Genomic DNA, 20,252 nt, shown 5'->3' with positions numbered 1-20,252 from the left:
ATTGTCTTTTTGCATAAAAAATACCACCCACATTTATGTGAGTGGCATCGATATCCATCAATACCAGTTGACAGATATCCTTTCTTTTTTACTATTATAATTAATCTTACTTAACTGTACCAGCAAAACTTGGTGCAAAATAAGGGCTTAAGTTATATACGGCCACGTTTGTTCCCGGCTTAGCGGCAGCAGCATATTGGTTATTCCCCATGTAAATCCCAACGTGGTATGTGCTTCCATGGTTACCCCAGAAAAGGAGGTCTCCTGATTGAGCTTGACTAGCTGGCTTTGAGTTAACATAACTTTCCATTGCAACGGTGTTATGTGGTAATTGCTTACCTTCAGCGTTTGCGTATACATATTGAACAAAGCCTGAACAATCCATCCCACTTAATGAATTACCACCCCATTGATATGGAACGCTATTTGAATTAGCAATCTTGCTTGCCAAACTTACCACTGAACCTGAATGTAAATCAACGTTATTTTGAGTGGTAGTTTGAGGCTGTTGTGAAGCTACTTGGCTTTGTTGTTGTGGCTGTGATTGTGTTTGAACAGTAGCTGAACTGTTAGAAGTTTGGTTCTGGGTATATGCCACTTGTTGAACAGCAGGTTGTTGTGAAGCAGTACTACTATTTGCGGTTAATTTTTGACTAGTATTAACTGCTGAAGCTTGACTTGTCTGTTGGTTATTAGTGACAGGAGCCACTGAACTTTGTTGACTAGTAACAGCTGCTGAGTTATAAGCCGCTGCATTTGCATCACTTGTGTAGGCAGTTGCCGTAGAGTTAACAGCTACTGCTTGTTGGCTAGCGATCTGCTGGCTTGCAACCGCAACCGTTGAACCTTGCTGACTAACAACTGCTGAGTTATAAGCTGCTGCATTTGCGTCACTCGTGTAAGCAGTTGCAGTAGGGTTAACAGCTGTTGCTTGTTGGTAGATCCCTTGTTGATATACAGGCGTTACTTGTTGTGAAACAACTTGTTGAGCTGGTACAGTTTGCTGTGGTTGATCCTGTTGAGTGCCATTTCCTGCTACAGTGTAGGATTGAGGTTGAGTACTTACTGTACTTGACTGGGTTGTTGCTGAGTTAGCACCCTTTCCTTCAACTAATAGTTGTTGACCAACGTAAATCAGGTTTGGATTCTGAATATGGTTCCAGGAAACAAGGTCATTAAGGGTAACATTAAAGTGAACAGCTAGTTCGCTTAAAGTATCACCACTCTTAACCACATAAGTACGGTTATGTGCAGTTGAAGCTGACTTAGCTGCAGATGATGAAGATACCATTGGGGCCAATGACAACTGATTATCGTTCCGAATAGCACTTGCTGAAGAACTCATTGATTCAGGTTGTTCAGTGCCTGCATTATTATTCTTAGCCTTTGCTTCAACAGTATTGTTTATTTGGGCAGTTAAAGCAAAAACACTTAATGCACCTACCGTCCCAGCAACTAATCTTTTTGATGAACTATACTTATGTACCTTTTTTACCATACAGAAACATCCTCTCAAAATAAACGAAAATAATTGCTAATTACTTAGTATCTAAATTCAAATCTCTTTAACCATATCATTTTTTTAGAAATTCTTGTACTAATTTTAACATTTTTAAAGATTTTATTTTTACGTTAAAGCAAAATAATGTGATAAATGTTACAAAAAGGTTATTTTGCTTAAGTTTTGTTAAAGACGACAGTAAATTCAAACTGCCGATCTCATTTCATTGATAAAATAAAAATAGTTATAGAAGGAAGTGATCGCATGATTTGGATATACTATCACACTAACGATCCTTCAAAACGAAAAGCAGTTAAATTGCTTACCGCTCACCGACTATTTGTAAATGAACGGAATATTGAAAAGCAACCATTAACTCAAGCAGAGATTTTTAACTTGCTGAGTAAATCAATTAACGGAACTGCTGACTTAATTTCCAATCGTTCTCGAGATACAAAAGCTCTCAAGTTAACTTCTGAAAACTTAACAATTAATCAACTTGTAAGAACGATTCAGAAGAATCCCCACGTTTTGAAAAATCCAATTATCTGTGATGAAAACAAGTTAGTAACAGGTTTCGATCAAGAAAAAATGGGCATTTTCATTTCACAACAAGAACGTAAGGATGAACTTGCGGACTTATTATTGAAACAAAATCTCCAAACAAGCCATTTTGCATTTCCTTTCTAATCGAAATGGTTTAATTATGCAATTATCATAATCTTATACATATTAAAAGGTCACCGGTATTCAATAGTCTGAATACTGGTGACCTCTTTTTTATCCTTTTAGGACAACACACTAGCTCTAAGAACTCACTAGTCGTCTCCCTAATTTATTCTAATGCTTAAATAATTCACGAATTGATTGGTGATTGTGAACCCGCACTATTGCTTCCTTTAAGAGTGCGGCAACAGAAAGACGACGAAGCTTCTTAAATTCTTTTTCAGCAGGCAAATTAATTGTATCTGTAACCCACATCTCTTCAAGTGGTGATTCTTCTAGCACTTGAGGAGCATTTCCGGATAAGACAGCATGAGTTGCAATTCCATAAATCTTCTTTGCACCAAGTTTCCGTAATGCGCGTGCAGAGAGGTTCATCCGAACCCCAGTATCAACAATATCATCAACGATAATTGCGACCTTATCTTTAACATCACCAATAACATATTCAGGAACTTCTTGATCAGTTCGTTCCCGAACTTCATCATTCCGATTATCAACAATCGCAATTGGCGCCTTAATTTCTTCTGCAAATCGCCGTGCTAAACTAACCCCTGCATGATCAGGTGAAACCACGACAATATTATCGCCAAGTTCCCGTTCTTCGACATACTTTGCAAATAATTGAGTTGCTTGTAAATGATCGACTGGAATATCAAAGAAACCTTGAACTTGAGCAGCATGCAAGTCAATCGTAATTAGACGATCAATTTTATCCATTTCAAGCAAGTTAGCAATTAATTTTGCGGTAATTGGTTCCCGACTTCGTGCTTTCCGATCTTGCCGTGCATAACCATAATACGGCATCACAACATTAATCTTTTTAGCGCTTGCCCGACGTAAAGCATCAACCATAATTAACAATTCCATCAAGTTAGTATTAACTGGATCGGAAACCGATTGAATTACGTAGGTTTCGCAACCACGAACACTTTCATCAATCGTCACTTTGATCTCCCCATCAGCAAAATGACTAATTGAAGCCTTGCTAAGAGGTAAACCAATTTTATCAGCGACACTTTTAGCTAGTGGTTCGTTAGAGTTCAGGGCAAATAAGCGAACATTTTTCGCATCTTTTATTTCAGTCATTGTTATTCTCCTCAAGATAAAATCAACAATACACTGTTATTATCGCAAGTTTTTCTATCCGGTGCAAGCTGAACTATTTTTTAAAATCGGTTGGTCTTATTCCATCCATTCCGATCATTGGATCAATTGTCCCTGCTTTAACTAAGGCGGGCGTAAGAACTGCTTCCTTCACGTTACCAGTTTCGAGTAATTTCACTGACCCTTGTTGTTCATGATCATGTTCTTTAGTTTTATTAAGCTCAAATTGATCTTCAGTTCCCTGTTCAAGAGGTGATTTTAATTCTCCATGGTGGTTCCAAACATCTGTTAATCGTTTCAATAAACTAGTCTGCCGGTTAACAGACTGGTTGTTAATCGCAGTCACAAACGCGTAAGTCTCACCAAGCATAATTAATTTATCCGCAGCCCGGGTAATTGCAGTATACAAAAGATTGCGTTGGAGCATCCGACCAAATTCGTGTACAAGGGGCAAAATCACAATTTTAAATTGGCTCCCCTGAGACTTATGAATTGAAATACTATAAGCTAACCGAATCTGTGACCATTCCAGCCGACCATAATTAACCTCGTTCCCGTCAAAGTCAATTGTCATCGTCGCATTCTTTTTCCCCTTAGTTCTACCATTTTCAATTGAGACAATCCGTCCAATATCACCATTAAAAACGTTATTTTCTGGACTATTAACTAATTGTAGGACTTTATCACCAACCCGGAAAATCTGACCACGAAATTCGATTTCCTGTTTACTAGGAGTTGCCGGATTATATACCGTCTGTGAAAGATCATTAAGACGATCAACCCCCGCTGCTCCGCGGTACATTGGAACAAGAATTTGAAGATCATTTGCGTCATAGCCACGTTTTTGGCTCATCTCAATAATTTGTTTTACAACTCCTGGAACTTGCTGTGAATGACACGCAATAAATGATCGATCCGCCATCTTAACTGTCAAATCACTAGGGATTCTTCCTTCCCGAATGGCATGGGCTAACGGAATAATTGTTGAATCAGCTGCCTGCCGGTGAATCTTTTTCAATTCGATCCGTGGTAAATCAGCAAACTCCAACAAGTCATGGAATACTTGACCAGGACCAACTGACGGTAATTGATCCTTATCACCAACAAAAATAACGTGCATTGACGTTGGGATCGACTGAACCAGGACTTTAAATAGTAACGTATCAACCATCGACATTTCATCAACAATTAATAATGAGCCTTCAAGATCCTTTGCATTTAACTCAGTCGGCATTTCACGACCATTTAATCCCAATAACCGGTGAATTGTGCTGGCTGGTAAGTCAGTGGCTTCACTCATGCGCTTTGCCGCACGCCCCGTTGGAGCAGCTAATAAAATTGGAAATGCTTTTTCCTTGTATTGATTAGGATCAAGGGCAATAGCATGCATTTCAGCAAAGGCTTCCACAACACCCTTAATAATCGTCGTTTTCCCTGTTCCTGGTCCCCCAGTAAGAAGCATTACTTTAGATGTCAGCGCGGTTTTAATTGCCTCGATTTGAACATCATCATATTTGATTCCTGTCTTAATCGGCAACTTTTCTAAAATAGTTGCAACTTGTTGTTCATTTTTTGAATTGTCCTGTTTCTGGAAAAGGCGGTGTAAGTTTTCAGCAATTTGCCACTCAGCTTTATAAAGGCTTGCTGGATAAATCCGTTTCTCTTCGTATTGAATGGCACCCTCTTTTTCCATCGTTACAATCTGCTGGGTTACTTTATCCGTCGAAATTGGTTCCCCACTACCTTCAGCAAGCAATCGCATACTCTCCTGAAGTAATGGCTTAGCGCTTGTATAGGTGTCCCCACTTGCCATTGTTAAATCATCAATCGATTGAATAATAGCAGCCGAGATTCGCCGCTCATCATCTGAAGGGATCCCCATTTTAATTGCAACTTGATCTGCACGTTTAAAACTAATCCCGTCAATATCTTGAACAAGCTGGTAGGGATTTTCACTAATAACATGGAGAGTCTCATCTCCATACCGGTCAAAAATTGCGCTACTTAGGTTACTCCCAAAGCCAAGATCGTTTAATCCAATAATAATTTGATCCATCCCTTGATTAGCATTGAGATTTTCTACAAGACTAGTACGTACTGCTTCACGTAGCTTTAGACTATCCAAGACATGTGGATCAGCATTAATTTTATCAATTGCTTGGATCCCTAAATGATCGACAATTTTCTCTGCAGTCTTTTTTCCCACTCCAGGAAACTGTTTCCCAGAGAGAAAGTTAATGATTCCTTCTTTACTCGTTGGCTGGTTGGCATGGTATGAACTAGCCTGAAATTGACGCCCATATTTCGGGTGATCGACTAGTTTCCCCTCAAATCGATATGTTTGGTCATCACGTAAATCGCCAAAGCTTCCCGTAACCGTTATTTCGCTTTCTTTCCAGTCAAAGTTAGCATCTTCTACCGATACCAAAAGAACCTTATAAAAAGAATCAGGACTATCAAATATGTCTGATTGAACCTGGCCAATAAAAAAAGATGGCTCTTCTGGCGCCTCAAATAGGTTAATTTCTTCTGCTATGAAAGTCATCCTTTCTCTAATTATTATTTATCATTTTGTGGTTTCTGGGTTGCTTGCAAAGTCTTTTCAATTTCTGCAATCCGTTTTTCACTCTTCGTGTAGTAATCTAGATCAAGCTGCCGTGCCTGGTTTAGGTAGTCCTTATAAGGCTCACCAAGAACCATTGCCACCAATCCACGGTTAAACTGTGTATCAGCCCGACCAGGATGACGTTTAAGAATTGCATCATAGTATGAAGCTGCTTGCTTAAATTCACCTAATGCTAACAACGCGTCCCCTAATGCTTGGTTAATTTCTGGATCCTCTGGACGTAATTCATGAGCGGTCAAGCCATAGGCAACTGCTTGCTTATACTGCTTTTTCTTACTGTAACTTTGGGCAAGCATCAGGTAAGAATCAGCCTTTAACTTCTTATCATCAATCTTGTTATAAAGCTTAATAGCCTGATCAACCTTCCCGACTTCATAATACAAATTTCCGAGGCCATAATTTAACAGGTTTTGGGCTTCCTGATCGTTTTTTGCTTCAAAAATTCCTAATGCCTTCATAAAGAGCTCTTCAGCCTGAGCATAGTCTTGAAGACGAGTTAGCAATGAACCAAGATCATAGTAATTATTAGCCTTTTCAGGATGTTCATCAATTGCAGTAATCAACTTATGGACTAAACGTTCAGTTTGCTTTTTTTGTTCTTCACGGTTAGTTTGCTGTTCAGTCATTGAAATTCACTCTCCCTCAAATTGTATCGGTTGGATCGACACTAGTTTTATGCAGATATGATGTATCGTTCCATTTTTCCAATTCGAAATGTTCAGCATCATCAGTCGTTAAAATAGTTGTCGAGGTGTTACTAAGGCCTCCCCGATCTTTAAGGTGGGCCATTGGAGTACCAACTAATGCATTAATACTAGCATTCAGGGCTGCTCCATGGGAAACAATTAAGATTGACCCATGTGGATCATTACGACAAAATTCTCTAATTGCTGTCCCCATCCGATCAATAACTTGTTCAAAGCTTTCACTTTCAACAATTGTACTGTCATACTTATCAGGATGATGACGGAAGTTTTTAAGTACTTCAGGCCACTTTTGAGCTACCGCATCAAAGTGCATTCCTTCCATTTTTCCCAAATTAAATTCCTTTAACCGGCTATCAATTGTTAGTGGGACCGGCCGGTTAAGGTGCTGTAATAATGTCATTGCGGTTACCCGAGCACGCTTCAATGGGCTTGCATATATATGGTTAATCGGAACATTCTTCAACGATGCAGCAAGCATTTCGATTTCTTTATAACTTTGATCAAGTAACGGTGAATCGCCATTTGCCCCTTGGTAACGAGATTCAAGATTCCATTGGGTTTTTCCGTGACGGATTAAATAAACTTTAGTCATACTATTCGACCTTTTTCCTCTATTCTAACAAAATATCGCCATCATGTTTCAAACTTTTATAAATATATGTATAGGGAAGTCTACCGTCTATATATTAATAACGGTAACTTCCCTGATTTGTACTAATTTACTTATGTTTTTTAGACGTATTGGCAAAGGTGATCGTGATTGTAGGCCCGATCAATAATTGCACTTCCTAGACATTCTTCACCATTATAGAAAACTACTGCTTGACCTGGCGTAATTGCCCGTGCTGGATCATCAAAGGTTACGGTTACCATTTGGCCATCCTCAGAAAGGTGAACTGTAACCCCAACATCTTTTTGCCGGTAACGGAACTTTGCAGTACAGTGGAAATCACGACCATACCGACTTACAACATCATCAACCCAATGGATATCACTTGCTTCCAAGTGAGTTGCATAAAGGTGTTCGTTTTCGTATCCTTGACCGACATATAGAACATTTTTCTTAATATCCTTACCAATTACAAACCATGGGGCATTACTTTTCTTGTTTCCCCCAAGGCCGAGCCCACGACGCTGGCCAATAGTGTAGTACATTAAGCCCATGTGTTGACCGACAACCTTTCCGTCGACAGTTTCCATATTTCCAGGTTGGGCTGGAATGTACTGGCTTAAGAATTCACGGAAGTGCCCATCTTCACCAATGAAGCAGATCCCAACTGAATCCTTCTTCTTTGCTGTTGCCAAACCTGCCTCTTCAGCAATTTGCCGAATTTCTGGTTTAGTGTAGTCAGCTAACGGGAAAAGGACCTTATCTAATTGGTGGTAGTCCAATTGACTTAAGAAGTAAGTTTGATCCTTATTTTGATCCTTAGCCCGCATTAAGTGCATCCGCCCATCGCTATCACGCCTTAAATCAGCATAGTGACCAGTAGCAACATAGTCAGCACCAAGTTGGTTTGCGTAATCAATAAAGGACTTAAACTTAATTTCCTTATTGCAGACCACATCAGGGTTAGGTGTCCGTCCCTTCTTGTATTCAGCAATAAAGTATTTAAATACCCGATCCCAGTATTCCTTTTCAAAGTTTACAGAATAATATGGGATCCCAATCTTAGCGGCCACCTTTGCAACATCCCGGTAATCCTCTGTTGCAGTACAAACACCATTTTCATCCGTGTCGTCCCAGTTTTTCATGAAGACACCAATAACGTCATAGCCTTGACGCTTCAATAATAGCGCGGTAACTGAGGAATCTACTCCCCCACTCATTCCTACAACAACTCGCTTACGGCGCTTTTCGGCCATTTTATATCACCATCATTTCAAATAGATTCTGGAACAATCTACGATAGAAGGTCGCATGTTACCAGTATGAACTATTGTATCAAAGCTTACTAATTACTGCACCTATTTGCCCTCATTCTTAACAAAGACATCTCGTTGTAACATTTCTTTAAGAATAAAGTGGTATTGTTCAACAAATTCCGCTGATCGCTGGTGGTTAAAAATATTAATTTTCCGTGTTCCGTTACCAGTAATCGTTTCCATCTTAAATCCACTTAAGTCACTATTAATTAGGATCCGTAACTTAGCAACTGGTTTAAACGGGTTCTTCGTATCTACACTACCCACATACTCAAAATTACCGCGCTTGGTTTCTTCAAAGCCCAAATCTATTAATGTATAACGTTTTATCTCAGGACTTAATGAATAACGGTCAGGATCGCCCTGGAGTTGAATACTCTTTTCAAATTCCATTATTCTTCAACTCCCTTAACCTTTTTAACTTTGTTGACAATTTCTGCAATTGCATCTGCCAACTCCTTAACATCTTCCTCAGTATTCATAATACCGAAGCTAATCCGGATTGACTCACTAATCCGTGGGCTTTGCTTACCAAACATTGCGGTCAAGACATGTGACGGTTCAATACTTCCGGCTGTACATGCCGAACCACCAGAAACGGCAAAACCAGCTAAATCAAGATCCGTTTGTAAAACGTACGTTGAAATTCCCTTAATCCAAAGGTTTAACACATGGTTAAGGTTATTCGGATCCACACGACCATTAACTTTAAAATCTACTCCAGCATCCGTCAAGCATTGAATAATTACTTGCTTAAAATGGAAATAACGTTCCTGGCGTCGTTGCTTTTCTTCCGGAGTATCAATCGAAACAGCCTTGGCAAAAGCCGCAATTGCTGGAACATTCTCCGTTCCCGCACGCCGTTTTGTTTCTTGATCTCCCCCACGAACAAAACTAGGGAAATTGATTCCCTGACGACGATAAAGGAACCCAATCATCTTCGGACCATTAATCTTATGGGCAGAAGTTGAAAGCATATCGATATGATCAGCCTTAACGTCAATTGGCAACAAACCGTACGTTTGGACAGCATCGGTATGGAACCATGCTTGGTGATCTTTTAAAATTTCACCGATCTCATGAATTGGCATCCGGCTACCAACTTCATTATTTCCCATCATAATCGTGACAAGAATTGTATCATCACGTAAAGCATTTCGAAAATCAGTTAGTGAGATTTCACCATTTTCATCTACGGGTAAGTAAGTTACTTCAAAGCCCAGTGATTCAAGGTAGTGTAACGGCTTTAAAATTGCTTCATGCTCGATCGCTGTAGTAATGATATGCTTTCCTAATTTTTGCCGGGTTAGTGCAGTTTGAATCACAGCAGTGTTATCACTTTCTGTTCCCCCACTAGTGAAGATAATTTCATCTTCATTTGCATTAATACTTTTAGCAATTACCTGCCGACTTTCATCCATCACCAGTTTTGATTGACGACCATATGAATAACCGGTTGAAGCATTTCCCCAACTCGTAGCCATTTGCTTTGTCATCTCATCTATAACTGGCTTTGTCATTGGGGTGGTAGCAGCATTATCAAAATACTTCTCACTCACTTTTTTCACTACTCCTTATTCAAATCATTAAAAAGTTGTAACAGCATCTTTGCGGACCGTTTACCAGCTTCAATAATAAATTCATCAAAGCTAACCCCAGCATCTTCATCCCCGGTGTCAGACATTGCACGAACAACAACATATGGAATGCCATGATCAGTGGCAACTTGTCCTACAGCAGCCCCTTCCATTTCACTTGATAATGCTTCAGGGAAGTAATGGAGGATCTTTTGAATTGCGTCCTTACTTGCAACAAACTGATCACCAGAAACAATCAGACCACGCTTAACATTTAACCCGGTCTTTTCACCAGCAGCTTCAAGAGCCTTCCCCCACTTTTCAGATGCTTTAAACCGTGGTTCTTTTCCTGGTAATTGCCCATAAACATAATCAAAGGCTCGTGCATCAACATCATGGTATGCTGTCTCACTTGAAATAACAACATCACCAACATGAAGGCCTTCACCAATTCCACCTGCAGAGCCAGAATTAATCACAATATCTGCCCCACAATCAGTAATTAAGTGCTCAGTTGTAATTCCAGCTTCAACCTTACCAATTCCAGATTCAACCAAAGTAACATCCTGGTTATCAATTTGACCAGAATAATACTTTTTTCCACCAATTTCCTTAACACTTTCGTTTTCCAATGCCGCCGTTAATTCCTTGATTTCTTCTGGCATTGCGCAAATAATTCCAAACTTCATTCTCTTCATTCCTTACTTTACAAAAAATAAAATTAAATAGACGATAATAATTGCGATCACTAAAGCAACGATTGCAATGTTTAACCGTCTTCGTAACTGGTGCATTTTCTGCTCACTCGTCAACTGCTCTTGCTCAATCTTTTGGGCAGTTCGTGATTGAGAAGCAAACGATTGGCGTCCTTCTTCATTACCGTCTTCCGTACTTTGTTGACGATATTGCTGACGCGTCATCCGTTCACTATTGCTATTTTGATGATCCTTATCCACGATTACTCATCCCTTGCCAATAGTAAATTGCCATAATTGTCTTGGCGTCTTCAATTTCTCCCGCATCAATCATCTTTAATGCTTCGTCAAGGGTAACCTTTTCTAATACTAATTGTTCATCACGATCCTGGGGTAACTTTTCCTTCACTGGAGTTAGATCAGTTGCTAAATACAACGTCATAAATTCATCCAGGACTCCAATTGAAGTATAAAATGATGAAATCTTTTTAATTGTCCCGGCTTCAAAACGGGTTTCCTCATTCAATTCACGCTTTGCTGCATGAAGAGCATCATCACTATCACGTGAATCTACTTTTCCTGCGGGAATTTCTAAAGTGGTGTTATGAATTGGTGAACGCCACTGCTTCTCCAGTATCATCTTATGATCATCCGTTAAAGCTAAAATTGCTACCGCTGGAACATGATGGACAATCTCCCGCTGTGCCTTTAAGCCTTTGGGAGTTTCAACTTCCTCAACAGCAACTTTAATTACTTTCCCATCAAAAACGGTTTTCTCACTTAAGGTTTTTTCTTCAAAATCCATTTTAAAAACCTCGCTTACTTAGTCGTTGAACATGTGCCGCTTGTGGTCCCCGTTTTCCTTGAACAATTACTAATGAGACCTGTTCGCCCGGGGTTAAGATTCTTAAACCATGACCATCAATTCCTGAATAGTGAACAAAGATTTCACCTTCATTAGGAACGTTGATAAATCCCCATCCCTTTTCACGATCAAAACTTTTGACTGTGCCTTGTAACATTAATTTCACCTACAAACAAAAATACCAAGCAACATAAACGTCACTTGGTATTTTACAACGCTATTCAGGGTTTGTCATTGATGGACAACTATTTTTCTAAGCCTTCATCAACGGTTTCTGGGAAGGTTTCCCGGACAACCTTAGCACAACGAGCACAAAGGGTTGGGTATGCTGAGTCTGAACCAACATCTTCCTTCACCATCCGACAACGTTGACAAGTTTCACCTGGGGCAACACTGACCTTAACGGCAACTCCGCCGTTATATTGATCGGTATCTTCACCCGCTTCATCAAGAGAATGAAGAACTAATTTTGAAACACCGAGTAATAATTGAACATCTGCATTCAGACTCTCTAATAATTCCTTATTATGGTCGTTAACATAAAGATCAATTTGTGCTTCTAGTGATTTACCAATCATTTTGGCACTCCGTGCTTCTTCAAGACTCTTCAATACATGAGAACGAACTTCCATAAATTCTGACCACTTGTCTAGTAAGCCATCTTCACCATCAAAGTGACGAACTTCAGGAATTTCTGTTAATTGAACGAATTCTTCAGGTTCATTCATATAGCTCCAAACTTCTTCAGTCGTGTGAGGAAGAATTGGGGTAAGCAACTTAACCATTGTCAGTAAGATATCATAGAAGACAGTTTGCATAGAACGACGAGTCCGTGAATTCTCCGGTTCAATGTAAAGAACATCCTTAGCAACGTTCATATAGAAGGCTGACAAGTCATTATTAACAAAATTAATTAATAACCGGTAAGCATCAAGGAAGTCATAGTTATCGAAATCAGCCCGCATCTTCTCAAGGAAGTGGTTTAACTTAACGAGCATGTATTGATCAACTGAACTCAAGTATTCATATGAAACTGTATCTTCATTAGCGTCAAAATCACTAGTATTAGCAAGCAAGAAGCGGAAAGTATTCCGTAACTTACGGTAAGCTTCAGAGATTTGTTGGAAAGTTCCCATTGAAACCCGAACATCAGCAGAGGTATCAGCACTCATTACCCAAAGACGGATGATTTCAGCACCCATTTGTTGGACAACCTTATTCGGATCAATAACATTTCCTTGGGACTTACTCATCTTGTTGCCACGCTTATCAAGGGTAAATCCTTGAGAAATAATTGACTTGTATGGTGCGTGACCTGAGCAAACAACACTAGTAATCAAACTAGAATTAAACCATCCACGGTATTGATCTGAACCTTCAAGGTAAAGATCAGCTGGATATGTCAAGTAGTCACGTTCAGTTAATACTCCTTGGTGAGAAGAACCAGAATCAAACCAGACATCCATAATGTCAGTTTCCTTAGTAAACTTCCCATGAGGTGAATGCTCATTAGTGTAGCCTTCCGGAAGAAGATCCTTTGCATCACGTTCAAACCAAACGTTAGAACCATACTTTCTAAAGAGATCGGCTACATGGTTAATTGTTTCTTCTTCCATGATTGGTGTACCATCTTCGGCATAGAAGATTGGCAATGGAACACCCCAAACACGTTGACGAGAAATTACCCAGTCACCACGGTCTTTGATCATATTGCGCAAACGAACCTTACCCCATTCTGGGTAGTACTTAACGTTTTCCAAAGCATCTAAAATGTTTTGCCGCATCTTTTCGATAGAAACAAACCATTGATCCGTTGCCCGGAAAATAATTGGCTTCTTTGTCCGCCAGTCAAATGGGTAACTGTGCTTTAATGGTTCTTCAAGTAAAAGGGCATTGTTATCTTCCAACTTTTGAAGTGAAATATCATCAGCCTTTTGATAGAAGACACCATCAAAGTCCTCACCATTTTCTTTCGTCAATACCCCTTGATCATTAATTGGAGCAAAGATTGGTAAATCATACTTCTTCCCAAAGTTGTAGTCATCATCACCATAACCTGGTGCAGTGTGAACTAATCCAGTACCAGCATCAGCAGTAACGTAATCTGCAACCCCAACTAATAAATCACGATCAAGGTATGGGTGTTGAGTAGTTAATCCTTCAAGATCCTTACCAGCTAAATGCTTAACTACTTTATAATCTTCCCAGCCAAGCTTTTCAACTAAACCGTCAAGCAAGTCAGTAGCAACAACAAATTGCCGTTCGTCGTTTGCTGGCTTAACAACAGAATAATCAAACTTAGCGTTTACAGCAACCGCCTCTGAAGCCGGAATAGTCCATGGGGTAGTCGTCCAAACTACTAGGTAGGTATTATTATCAAGAACACCCTTACCATCCTTCACTTGTTCAGCAAAGAAGGCTGTCTTAGCAGTAACATCATGGTATTCAACTTCCGCTTCAGCCAATGCTGATTCAGATGACCATGACCAATAAACAGGTTTCTTAGCTTGGTAAAGAAGGCCCTTCTTAGCAAATTCACCAAAGACACGAATTTGAGCAGCCTCAAATTCCTTATTCAATGTTAGGTATGGGTGATCCCAGTCAGCACTAACACCTAAACGCTTAAAGTCAGTTCGTTGTTTATCAACTTGTTCCAAAGCGTATTTCCGACAAAGATCACGGAACTCGGTTAAACTCATCTTTTTCCGGTCATAGCCAGCCTTAGTCAATTGGTGTTCGATCGGTAACCCGTGAGTATCCCATCCCGGAACATATGGTGAGCGATAACCACTCATTGACTTATAACGAACGATAAAGTCCTTTGAAATCTTATTCATGGCGTGACCAATATGAATATTACCGTTGGCATATGGAGGACCATCGTGAAGAATAAATGTTGGTTTCCCCTCATTTAATTTTTGCCGTAATTCATATACTTTATTTTCTTCCCAGACACTTTCACGTTGTGCTTCTGTGACTGGTAATTTCCCCCGCATTGGGAACTTGGTTTTACCCAAATTTAAGGTATCTTTAACCCGCATATGCAATTCTCCTTCCATATTTTTAATAATTAGTAAATAAAAAACTTCACCCCTAATTGGGACGAAGTTTTCTCGTGGTACCACCCGTTTTCAGGGCATTCGACTTTCCAAATACCCCCTCAATCATTGATTAACGGTAATGAACCGACCTAACTTAAAAATTCAGTTAGGTACTCAGGACCGATCAAGCAACGCAGTACTAAGTGTTAACCTCACACCTTTTGCTAACTCGCTGAACCGTTCATGCCTTGCTAATGTCCCTCAACATTTTTACTAATTATTTCTATCTAATTTCAACAACTAGTTATTATCCGGGAAGACAACAACCGTATCTCCATCATCGCTATTACTTGATTCTGTTGAAGTCGAATCGATAGAATCAGTAGTTGCTGATGAAGAATCACTACTTTGTGACATTAATGAATTAAAATCAATTGAAGAATTAAAGGAAACAGTCTCCGCTGAATTAGTAGAAGTAGTTTCTTTTTCTTCCTCTGGTTGAACTACAACTTCAGAATTTGATGTAATATCTGGATTGTTATTACTATCAATTTCAACACCTGCTGATGTAGCATCAGAAGGTGAAGTTGTACTTTCCGCTTCTAAATTACTAGTTGTAATTGAGGTTGATTCTACACTTTCACCCGAATTATTGTCAAGACGAGTTCCTAAAATATTTTGAATTTCACCGTATTTATCAATATCGTCATTAGCTAAAAGCTTATCCCACTCAGCACTTTTGACAACCTCTAACTGGGATTCAAGCATCACTTGTAGACGTTGGCGGAAAATTCTGGTTTGCTTCTTTAGATCACTAGTTTCAGAAGTTAACTTGCGAGTCCCTTCTGCAGTATTCTCGACAATTTGATTAGCCTTTTCATTAGCAGTTGAAACAATATCGGTCGCTTGCTTTTGTGCTTCACGAACCATGATATCAGCTTCACGCTTAGCATTATTTTTAACCTTATCAGCGGCTTCCTGAGCAACAAGGATCGACTTGTTCAATGAATCCTTTAATTCGCTGAAGTATTTTAACTTACTTTCATTAGCCTTAACTTTTTCTTGTAATGCCCGATTTTGTTCACTCAATTCTTGAACCGTTTGTGCAACTTCTTTAATGAAGTCATTCACTTCAGTTGGATTGTAGCCACGCATTTTGGTGTTAAATTGAATTTGATTTATTTCATCTACAGTTAAACTCATCAGTTTTTTCCTCCATGTGATCTTAATTAAGCATGAATTATTGATAAGGTAATTCGTTGCTTATTTTTTCTCGTAATGGTTCCAACCTGGTCAACTCGTAACCGGCCAGCATGTCTTACGGACAGCATATCATGTTCACCAACCAAGTAGTCTGGTCGTTGCATTTCTTCCCAATTAATCTGCACAAGCCCATGCTCTAACAATTGTTTTGCTCGATTACGAGAATAATTAAAACCAGCAGCAACTACCGCATCAATCCGTAATGACGAAACAGTAGTCGTTAATTGTTCCCAATCATCTTCCGGCGCAATTAATTGCTCAAGGGAAATCGTCTTCCACTTAACCTTAATCTTACCAACATGGTCAATTCGTTCACACACAAAACGGGCCATTTGGTTAGTAATTACTACTTGCCACCGTTTACCATCAGTAACAATATCTCCAAATGCAGCCCGATCCAGTCCTTCACCCAATAATGTTCCCATTATTTGACGATGGTGCAACTCAGCAAATTTTTGTGGATAATCTATTTCTAAACAGGTAACCTCAAAATCTTTTACTTGTGGCTGATAATAAGACGGAAAGAAGAGAACCCGCTTCATTTCCGCATGCTGCCACCCACCGTTCGATACCATTTTCACGTTACCGTTACCATTCACAAGTGTCTGGGCAATATAACGTTGTCGCGGATTAAGAAATGGTGTCAGTACAGGACGATATTGATCCGTAGTTTGTACTAACCAGTCATTAATCTGATCTATAATTGGCCCTTCATCAACCCGAAAATGTTGTTTTATGTTTAATTCATCCATAATTAATTAAAGCATCATGGTAATTGCTTTTAGTCCATATTGAACAAGGTAAAGGACAAAGATTGCTACAATTGGTGAAAAACTAATTCCCCCCAGTGGTGGAATAAAATCAAACCACCGCATATAAGGTTCAACCAACCGATTAACAATCTCGCCTAAACGGCTTCCCCTTGCATTTGGAAACCATGATAGCAAGCACCAAATGACAATCACCAAAATATAAATATCAATTAGTTGGTAAATTACCCAGGCTAAAAAATTAATAATTGCCATTGCAAGCTCCTTTTATATTAAATCTTATCTGTATCATTCTTAAGGTTATCAGATAGGTTACCCGAAACCTCAAAATTCTTTGGTGTACAAAGGAAAATTTCTTTTCCAATCCGCTTAATATCACCACTAATTGCAAAAACAGTTCCATTTAAGAAATCAACAATTCGACTTGCCACTTTTGAATCCATTTGGGAAAAATTAACGATTACTGCCCGATCATTTAATAATTGATCAGCAATTTGTTTAACATCCGCATAGAGTCGTGGCTCATAAAGGGCAATCTTACTTGAACGTTGCCGGATACTATTCATTGAAACGACTTTATTATCGCTCTGTGAAACTGGAGCCTGTTCATCATAGTATTCATCTTGATTATCAGACTCACCATCACTAAAGAGACTCTTAAAAAGATTATTTGCCATCTTACTTCCTCCTTACCTTCCTAGAATTACGAAATGGGAGATGCCCTAAATCAGTGCCTCTCCCCATCACTATCTATTAATTATTGACGACGATTCTTAAAGAATGGTGGCGTTGATAAATTATCATCGTCATCATCAGTTGCAGCAGAATCATCATTAAAGACGTTAAATTCTGGCTTCTTCACATGTGAAAATTCATTATCCGTCTTTTCGTTTGAATCATTAATCCCAGCAGTTGGATCATTCCAACCATCAAATGGATCTTCAGGAGTAGCTGATTCTTCAGGCTTATTATCCTCACTCTTTGGTTCATCATTTACGGGAGCTACATGTTGTGCCTTCTGAGCATTTTTACTCTTCTTAGCGTCAATTCCTGTAGCAATTACAGTAACACGAACTTCATCGCCTAATGATTCATTCAAGGACATCCCAAATGAAATATCAACATTTGTACCAGCCGCTTGTTTAATTACGTCAGAAGCTTCTTGGGCTTCAAACATTGAAAGATCTTTACCACCAGTGATATCCATCAACACATGTTGGGCACCAGAAATTGAAACTTCAAGAAGTGGTGATGAAATAGCCTTCTTAGTTGCTTCCGTAGCACGGTTCTCACCAGTTGCACTCCCAACCCCCATCAAGGCAGACCCTTGATTAGACATTAAGGTCTTAATATCGGCAAAATCCAAGTTAATGTAACCTGGAGTAACAATCAAGTCAGAAATACCTTGCACACCTTGACGAAGAACATTATCTGCTTCCTTGAACGCTTCCATCATTGGGGTCTTCTTATCAATCATTTCTAGCAAACGATTATTAGCAACAATGATTAAAGTATCAACATTTGCCTTTAACTTCGCTAAACCTTCACTAGCAAACTTATCACGCCGGGGACCTTCGAAAGTAAATGGACGGGTAACAACACCAACAGTTAATGCACCACTATCCTTAGCAATCTTGGCAACAACGGGTGCAGCACCGGTACCGGTACCACCACCCATTCCGGCAGTAATAAAGACCATATCTGAGCCTTCAAGTGCTTTTTGAATTTGTTCTTCACTTTCTTCAGCAGCTTTATCACCAACTTCAGGATTAGAACCAGCACCAAGCCCCTTAGTCAATTTAGGTCCTAATTGGATCTTGGTCTGTGCTTGAGAAGCATTCAGTGCCTGGAGGTCAGTATTAGCAACGATAAAATCGACACCTTGAACCTTTTCAGTAATCATTCGATTTACGGCATTACCACCACCACCACCGACACCAATAACTTTAATCTTAGCTCCGGCAAATTGGTTTTCCATTGAATTCTCGTTATCCATTCGACACCCTCCGTTAATTATTAATCAAATAAATTATTGAAGAGGCTCTTAAATTTACTGCTAAATGAGCCATCCTTCTTTTTTGTGGTTTGTTCCTGGCTAGTCCGTTTTTGAGTAGGACTATTACTATCTTCAACTGATTCTTGACTCTGAGGTTCACGATTACCAGCATTAGTATCCGGTATAGCCTTTCCAAAGTCAGCCTCTTGGACTACTTGTTTAATTAATCGGTCAATCCCGGATAACCGATCTTCATAAAGGCCAAGCGCGTAACTAATAGCAAAACGCGGATGACGAATTCCCATTTGTTCTGGAACAAAAACTTTTACGTTACCAGAGAAGTATTGTTTAGCTAATGACCTAATGCCAGGTAAGGCAGCAACACCACCGATTAAAATCACACCACCTGGTAATTCAGGTGCATTAATCCGGTCAAGTTGACGAGCAATTCGGTCAAAAATTTGCCGAATCCGCGCTTCAATTACTTCTGAAACATACTTTTCACTATATTGAACTGGCTTATCTTGACCAACAACTTCAACGTCAATCTGAACATCGTCATCAGCCTGTGTACTATCAGCAAAACCATGATCACGCTTTAATTGTTCTGCGTTTTTTAGCGAAGTATTCAAAACAGTTGAAATATCCTTAGTGATATATTGACCACCTTCCGGATCAACATAACTGTACTTTAACTGATGATCATGAATAATACTTGTAGTTGTCTGGCCGCCACCAAGATCAATTACTAATGTCCCAAAATCTTGTTCACCATCATTAAGTAGGTTAAAGCCAGTGGCAATTGGTGTAACAACAAAATCCCGGACCATGTAACCAGCTTTTTGAATCGCTTTTTTAGCATTATGGACAATCGTCTTTGGACCAGTATAGAGAGTTCCCTTCATTTCAAGACGAACTCCAACCATTCCACGTGGATCTTTTATCCCATCAAAACCATCAACGGTAAACTCGGTTGGTACCAAGTCGATTACCGTTCTTTCAGGTGGAATGCTTTGCGTCAATGTTTCTCGTGCTAAATCTAAGACATCTTGATCAACAATTTCACGTGATTGACCATTATTAGCAATGGTTATCATTCCATGAACCCGTTGCATTTGTAAATAGTTTGCTGGCAAGCCAACAATTACTCCTTTAATGTCTATATTGGACTTTTCCTCAGCCTGAGCAATGGCATTTGAAATTGCACGAGCGGTTTTATCAATGTCAACTATTACACCGCGACTCATTCCGGCCGCAGGTTCAACACCGGCACCAATAACCTTAATTTGCCCTTTTACATTTTCACATACTAATGCTTTTATCGAGGTGGTTCCAATATCTAACCCAACATAAACCTCAGAATTATCCATTGAGAGGAACCTCCTAAATTTTTACACTAAATTAATATTTTTATTTATTAGTCTAACCTAAATTTTACCACAGTTAATCACTTGT

The 20,252-nt window shown here is 39.3% G+C and carries 19 protein-coding genes and 1 pseudogene; 1 reads left to right on the top strand and 19 read right to left on the bottom strand.

Annotated features, from left to right (window positions below; all coding sequences use genetic code 11):
• Window positions 1-106: 106 nt before the first annotated feature.
• Complete coding sequence (locus NFR46_RS08585) at window positions 107-1,498, bottom strand: C40 family peptidase (RefSeq protein ID WP_251576506.1); 1,392 nt, start codon at window positions 1,496-1,498, stop codon at window positions 107-109.
• A gap of 267 nt (window positions 1,499-1,765) precedes the next feature.
• Between NFR46_RS08585 and NFR46_RS08580 the strand changes: the two genes are divergently transcribed.
• Complete coding sequence (locus NFR46_RS08580; protein ID WP_338146935.1) at window positions 1,766-2,191, top strand: ArsC/Spx/MgsR family protein; 426 nt, start codon at window positions 1,766-1,768, stop codon at window positions 2,189-2,191.
• 150 nt (window positions 2,192-2,341) lie between these two features.
• On the opposite strand, the gene NFR46_RS08575 is transcribed toward NFR46_RS08580, so the two are convergent.
• The 18 genes and pseudogenes from NFR46_RS08575 to ftsA all read right to left on the bottom strand — a co-directional run bounded on the left by NFR46_RS08575 (window position 2,342) and on the right by ftsA (window position 20,167).
• Window positions 2,342-3,313 carry a ribose-phosphate diphosphokinase gene (locus tag NFR46_RS08575; RefSeq protein ID WP_251576504.1) on the bottom strand — a complete coding sequence of 324 codons (972 nt, stop codon included), beginning with the start codon at window positions 3,311-3,313 and terminating at the stop codon, window positions 2,342-2,344.
• A gap of 73 nt (window positions 3,314-3,386) precedes the next feature.
• Entirely contained in the window at window positions 3,387-5,876 is a 2,490-nt protein-coding gene (gene recD2 / locus NFR46_RS08570; RefSeq protein WP_251576502.1) for an SF1B family DNA helicase RecD2, read from the bottom strand.
• 14 nt (window positions 5,877-5,890) lie between these two features.
• Window positions 5,891-6,583 (bottom strand): tetratricopeptide repeat protein, encoded by a 693-nt coding sequence (locus NFR46_RS08565; RefSeq protein ID WP_251576500.1) that lies wholly within the window; start codon window positions 6,581-6,583, stop codon window positions 5,891-5,893.
• 16 nt (window positions 6,584-6,599) lie between these two features.
• Entirely contained in the window at window positions 6,600-7,256 is a 657-nt protein-coding gene (locus NFR46_RS08560; protein ID WP_251576498.1) for a histidine phosphatase family protein, read from the bottom strand.
• 140 nt (window positions 7,257-7,396) lie between these two features.
• A complete protein-coding gene (gene mnmA / locus NFR46_RS08555) occupies window positions 7,397-8,530 on the bottom strand; it encodes a tRNA 2-thiouridine(34) synthase MnmA (protein WP_251576496.1) in 1,134 nt (377 codons plus the stop codon).
• 102 nt (window positions 8,531-8,632) lie between these two features.
• Window positions 8,633-8,983, bottom strand: a complete 351-nt coding sequence (locus tag NFR46_RS08550) for a DUF1831 domain-containing protein (protein ID WP_191683702.1) — start codon at window positions 8,981-8,983, stop codon at window positions 8,633-8,635.
• Entirely contained in the window at window positions 8,983-10,149 is a 1,167-nt protein-coding gene (locus tag NFR46_RS08545; RefSeq protein ID WP_251576494.1) for a cysteine desulfurase family protein, read from the bottom strand. The genes NFR46_RS08550 and NFR46_RS08545 overlap by 1 nt, the downstream gene beginning before the upstream one ends.
• 8 nt (window positions 10,150-10,157) lie before the next feature.
• Window positions 10,158-10,856 (bottom strand): 5'-methylthioadenosine/adenosylhomocysteine nucleosidase, encoded by a 699-nt coding sequence (locus tag NFR46_RS08540; protein ID WP_251576493.1) that lies wholly within the window; start codon window positions 10,854-10,856, stop codon window positions 10,158-10,160.
• A gap of 12 nt (window positions 10,857-10,868) precedes the next feature.
• A complete protein-coding gene (locus NFR46_RS08535) occupies window positions 10,869-11,126 on the bottom strand; it encodes a hypothetical protein (protein WP_420908598.1) in 258 nt (85 codons plus the stop codon).
• On the bottom strand, window positions 11,116-11,667 hold the full coding sequence (locus NFR46_RS08530; protein WP_251576489.1) for an NUDIX hydrolase: 552 nt from the start codon (window positions 11,665-11,667) through the stop codon (window positions 11,116-11,118). Before NFR46_RS08530 ends, NFR46_RS08535 begins: the two co-directional genes overlap by 11 nt.
• A gap of 1 nt (window position 11,668) precedes the next feature.
• Complete coding sequence (locus tag NFR46_RS08525; protein WP_191683698.1) at window positions 11,669-11,884, bottom strand: cold-shock protein; 216 nt, start codon at window positions 11,882-11,884, stop codon at window positions 11,669-11,671.
• An 88-nt stretch (window positions 11,885-11,972) separates the two neighbouring features.
• Window positions 11,973-14,768 (bottom strand): isoleucine--tRNA ligase, encoded by a 2,796-nt coding sequence (gene ileS, locus NFR46_RS08520; RefSeq protein ID WP_251576487.1) that lies wholly within the window; start codon window positions 14,766-14,768, stop codon window positions 11,973-11,975.
• A gap of 614 nt (window positions 14,769-15,382) precedes the next feature.
• Window positions 15,383-15,971: pseudogene (locus tag NFR46_RS08515) on the bottom strand (DivIVA domain-containing protein); the annotation flags it as partial.
• Between the two features lie 26 nt (window positions 15,972-15,997).
• A complete protein-coding gene (locus NFR46_RS08510; protein WP_251576485.1) occupies window positions 15,998-16,783 on the bottom strand; it encodes a YlmH family RNA-binding protein in 786 nt (261 codons plus the stop codon).
• A gap of 6 nt (window positions 16,784-16,789) precedes the next feature.
• A complete protein-coding gene (locus tag NFR46_RS08505) occupies window positions 16,790-17,056 on the bottom strand; it encodes a YggT family protein (protein ID WP_420908597.1) in 267 nt (88 codons plus the stop codon).
• Window positions 17,057-17,073: 17 nt separating this feature from the next.
• Window positions 17,074-17,478: a cell division protein SepF gene (locus tag NFR46_RS08500; protein WP_251576483.1), complete on the bottom strand. Its 405-nt coding sequence runs from the start codon at window positions 17,476-17,478 to the stop codon at window positions 17,074-17,076.
• Window positions 17,479-17,558: 80 nt separating this feature from the next.
• Window positions 17,559-18,797: a cell division protein FtsZ gene (ftsZ, locus tag NFR46_RS08495; RefSeq protein ID WP_251576481.1), complete on the bottom strand. Its 1,239-nt coding sequence runs from the start codon at window positions 18,795-18,797 to the stop codon at window positions 17,559-17,561.
• Window positions 18,798-18,817: 20 nt separating this feature from the next.
• Window positions 18,818-20,167 (bottom strand): cell division protein FtsA, encoded by a 1,350-nt coding sequence (ftsA, locus tag NFR46_RS08490; protein WP_251576479.1) that lies wholly within the window; start codon window positions 20,165-20,167, stop codon window positions 18,818-18,820.
• Window positions 20,168-20,252 lie beyond the last annotated feature (85 nt).

Source organism: Limosilactobacillus agrestimuris (genome assembly GCF_943193105.1).
Taxonomy (GTDB): domain Bacteria; phylum Bacillota; class Bacilli; order Lactobacillales; family Lactobacillaceae; genus Limosilactobacillus; species Limosilactobacillus agrestimuris.
The sequence above is the reverse complement of the archived record's forward strand: the minus strand, read 5'-3'. Positions and strand labels throughout refer to the sequence as shown.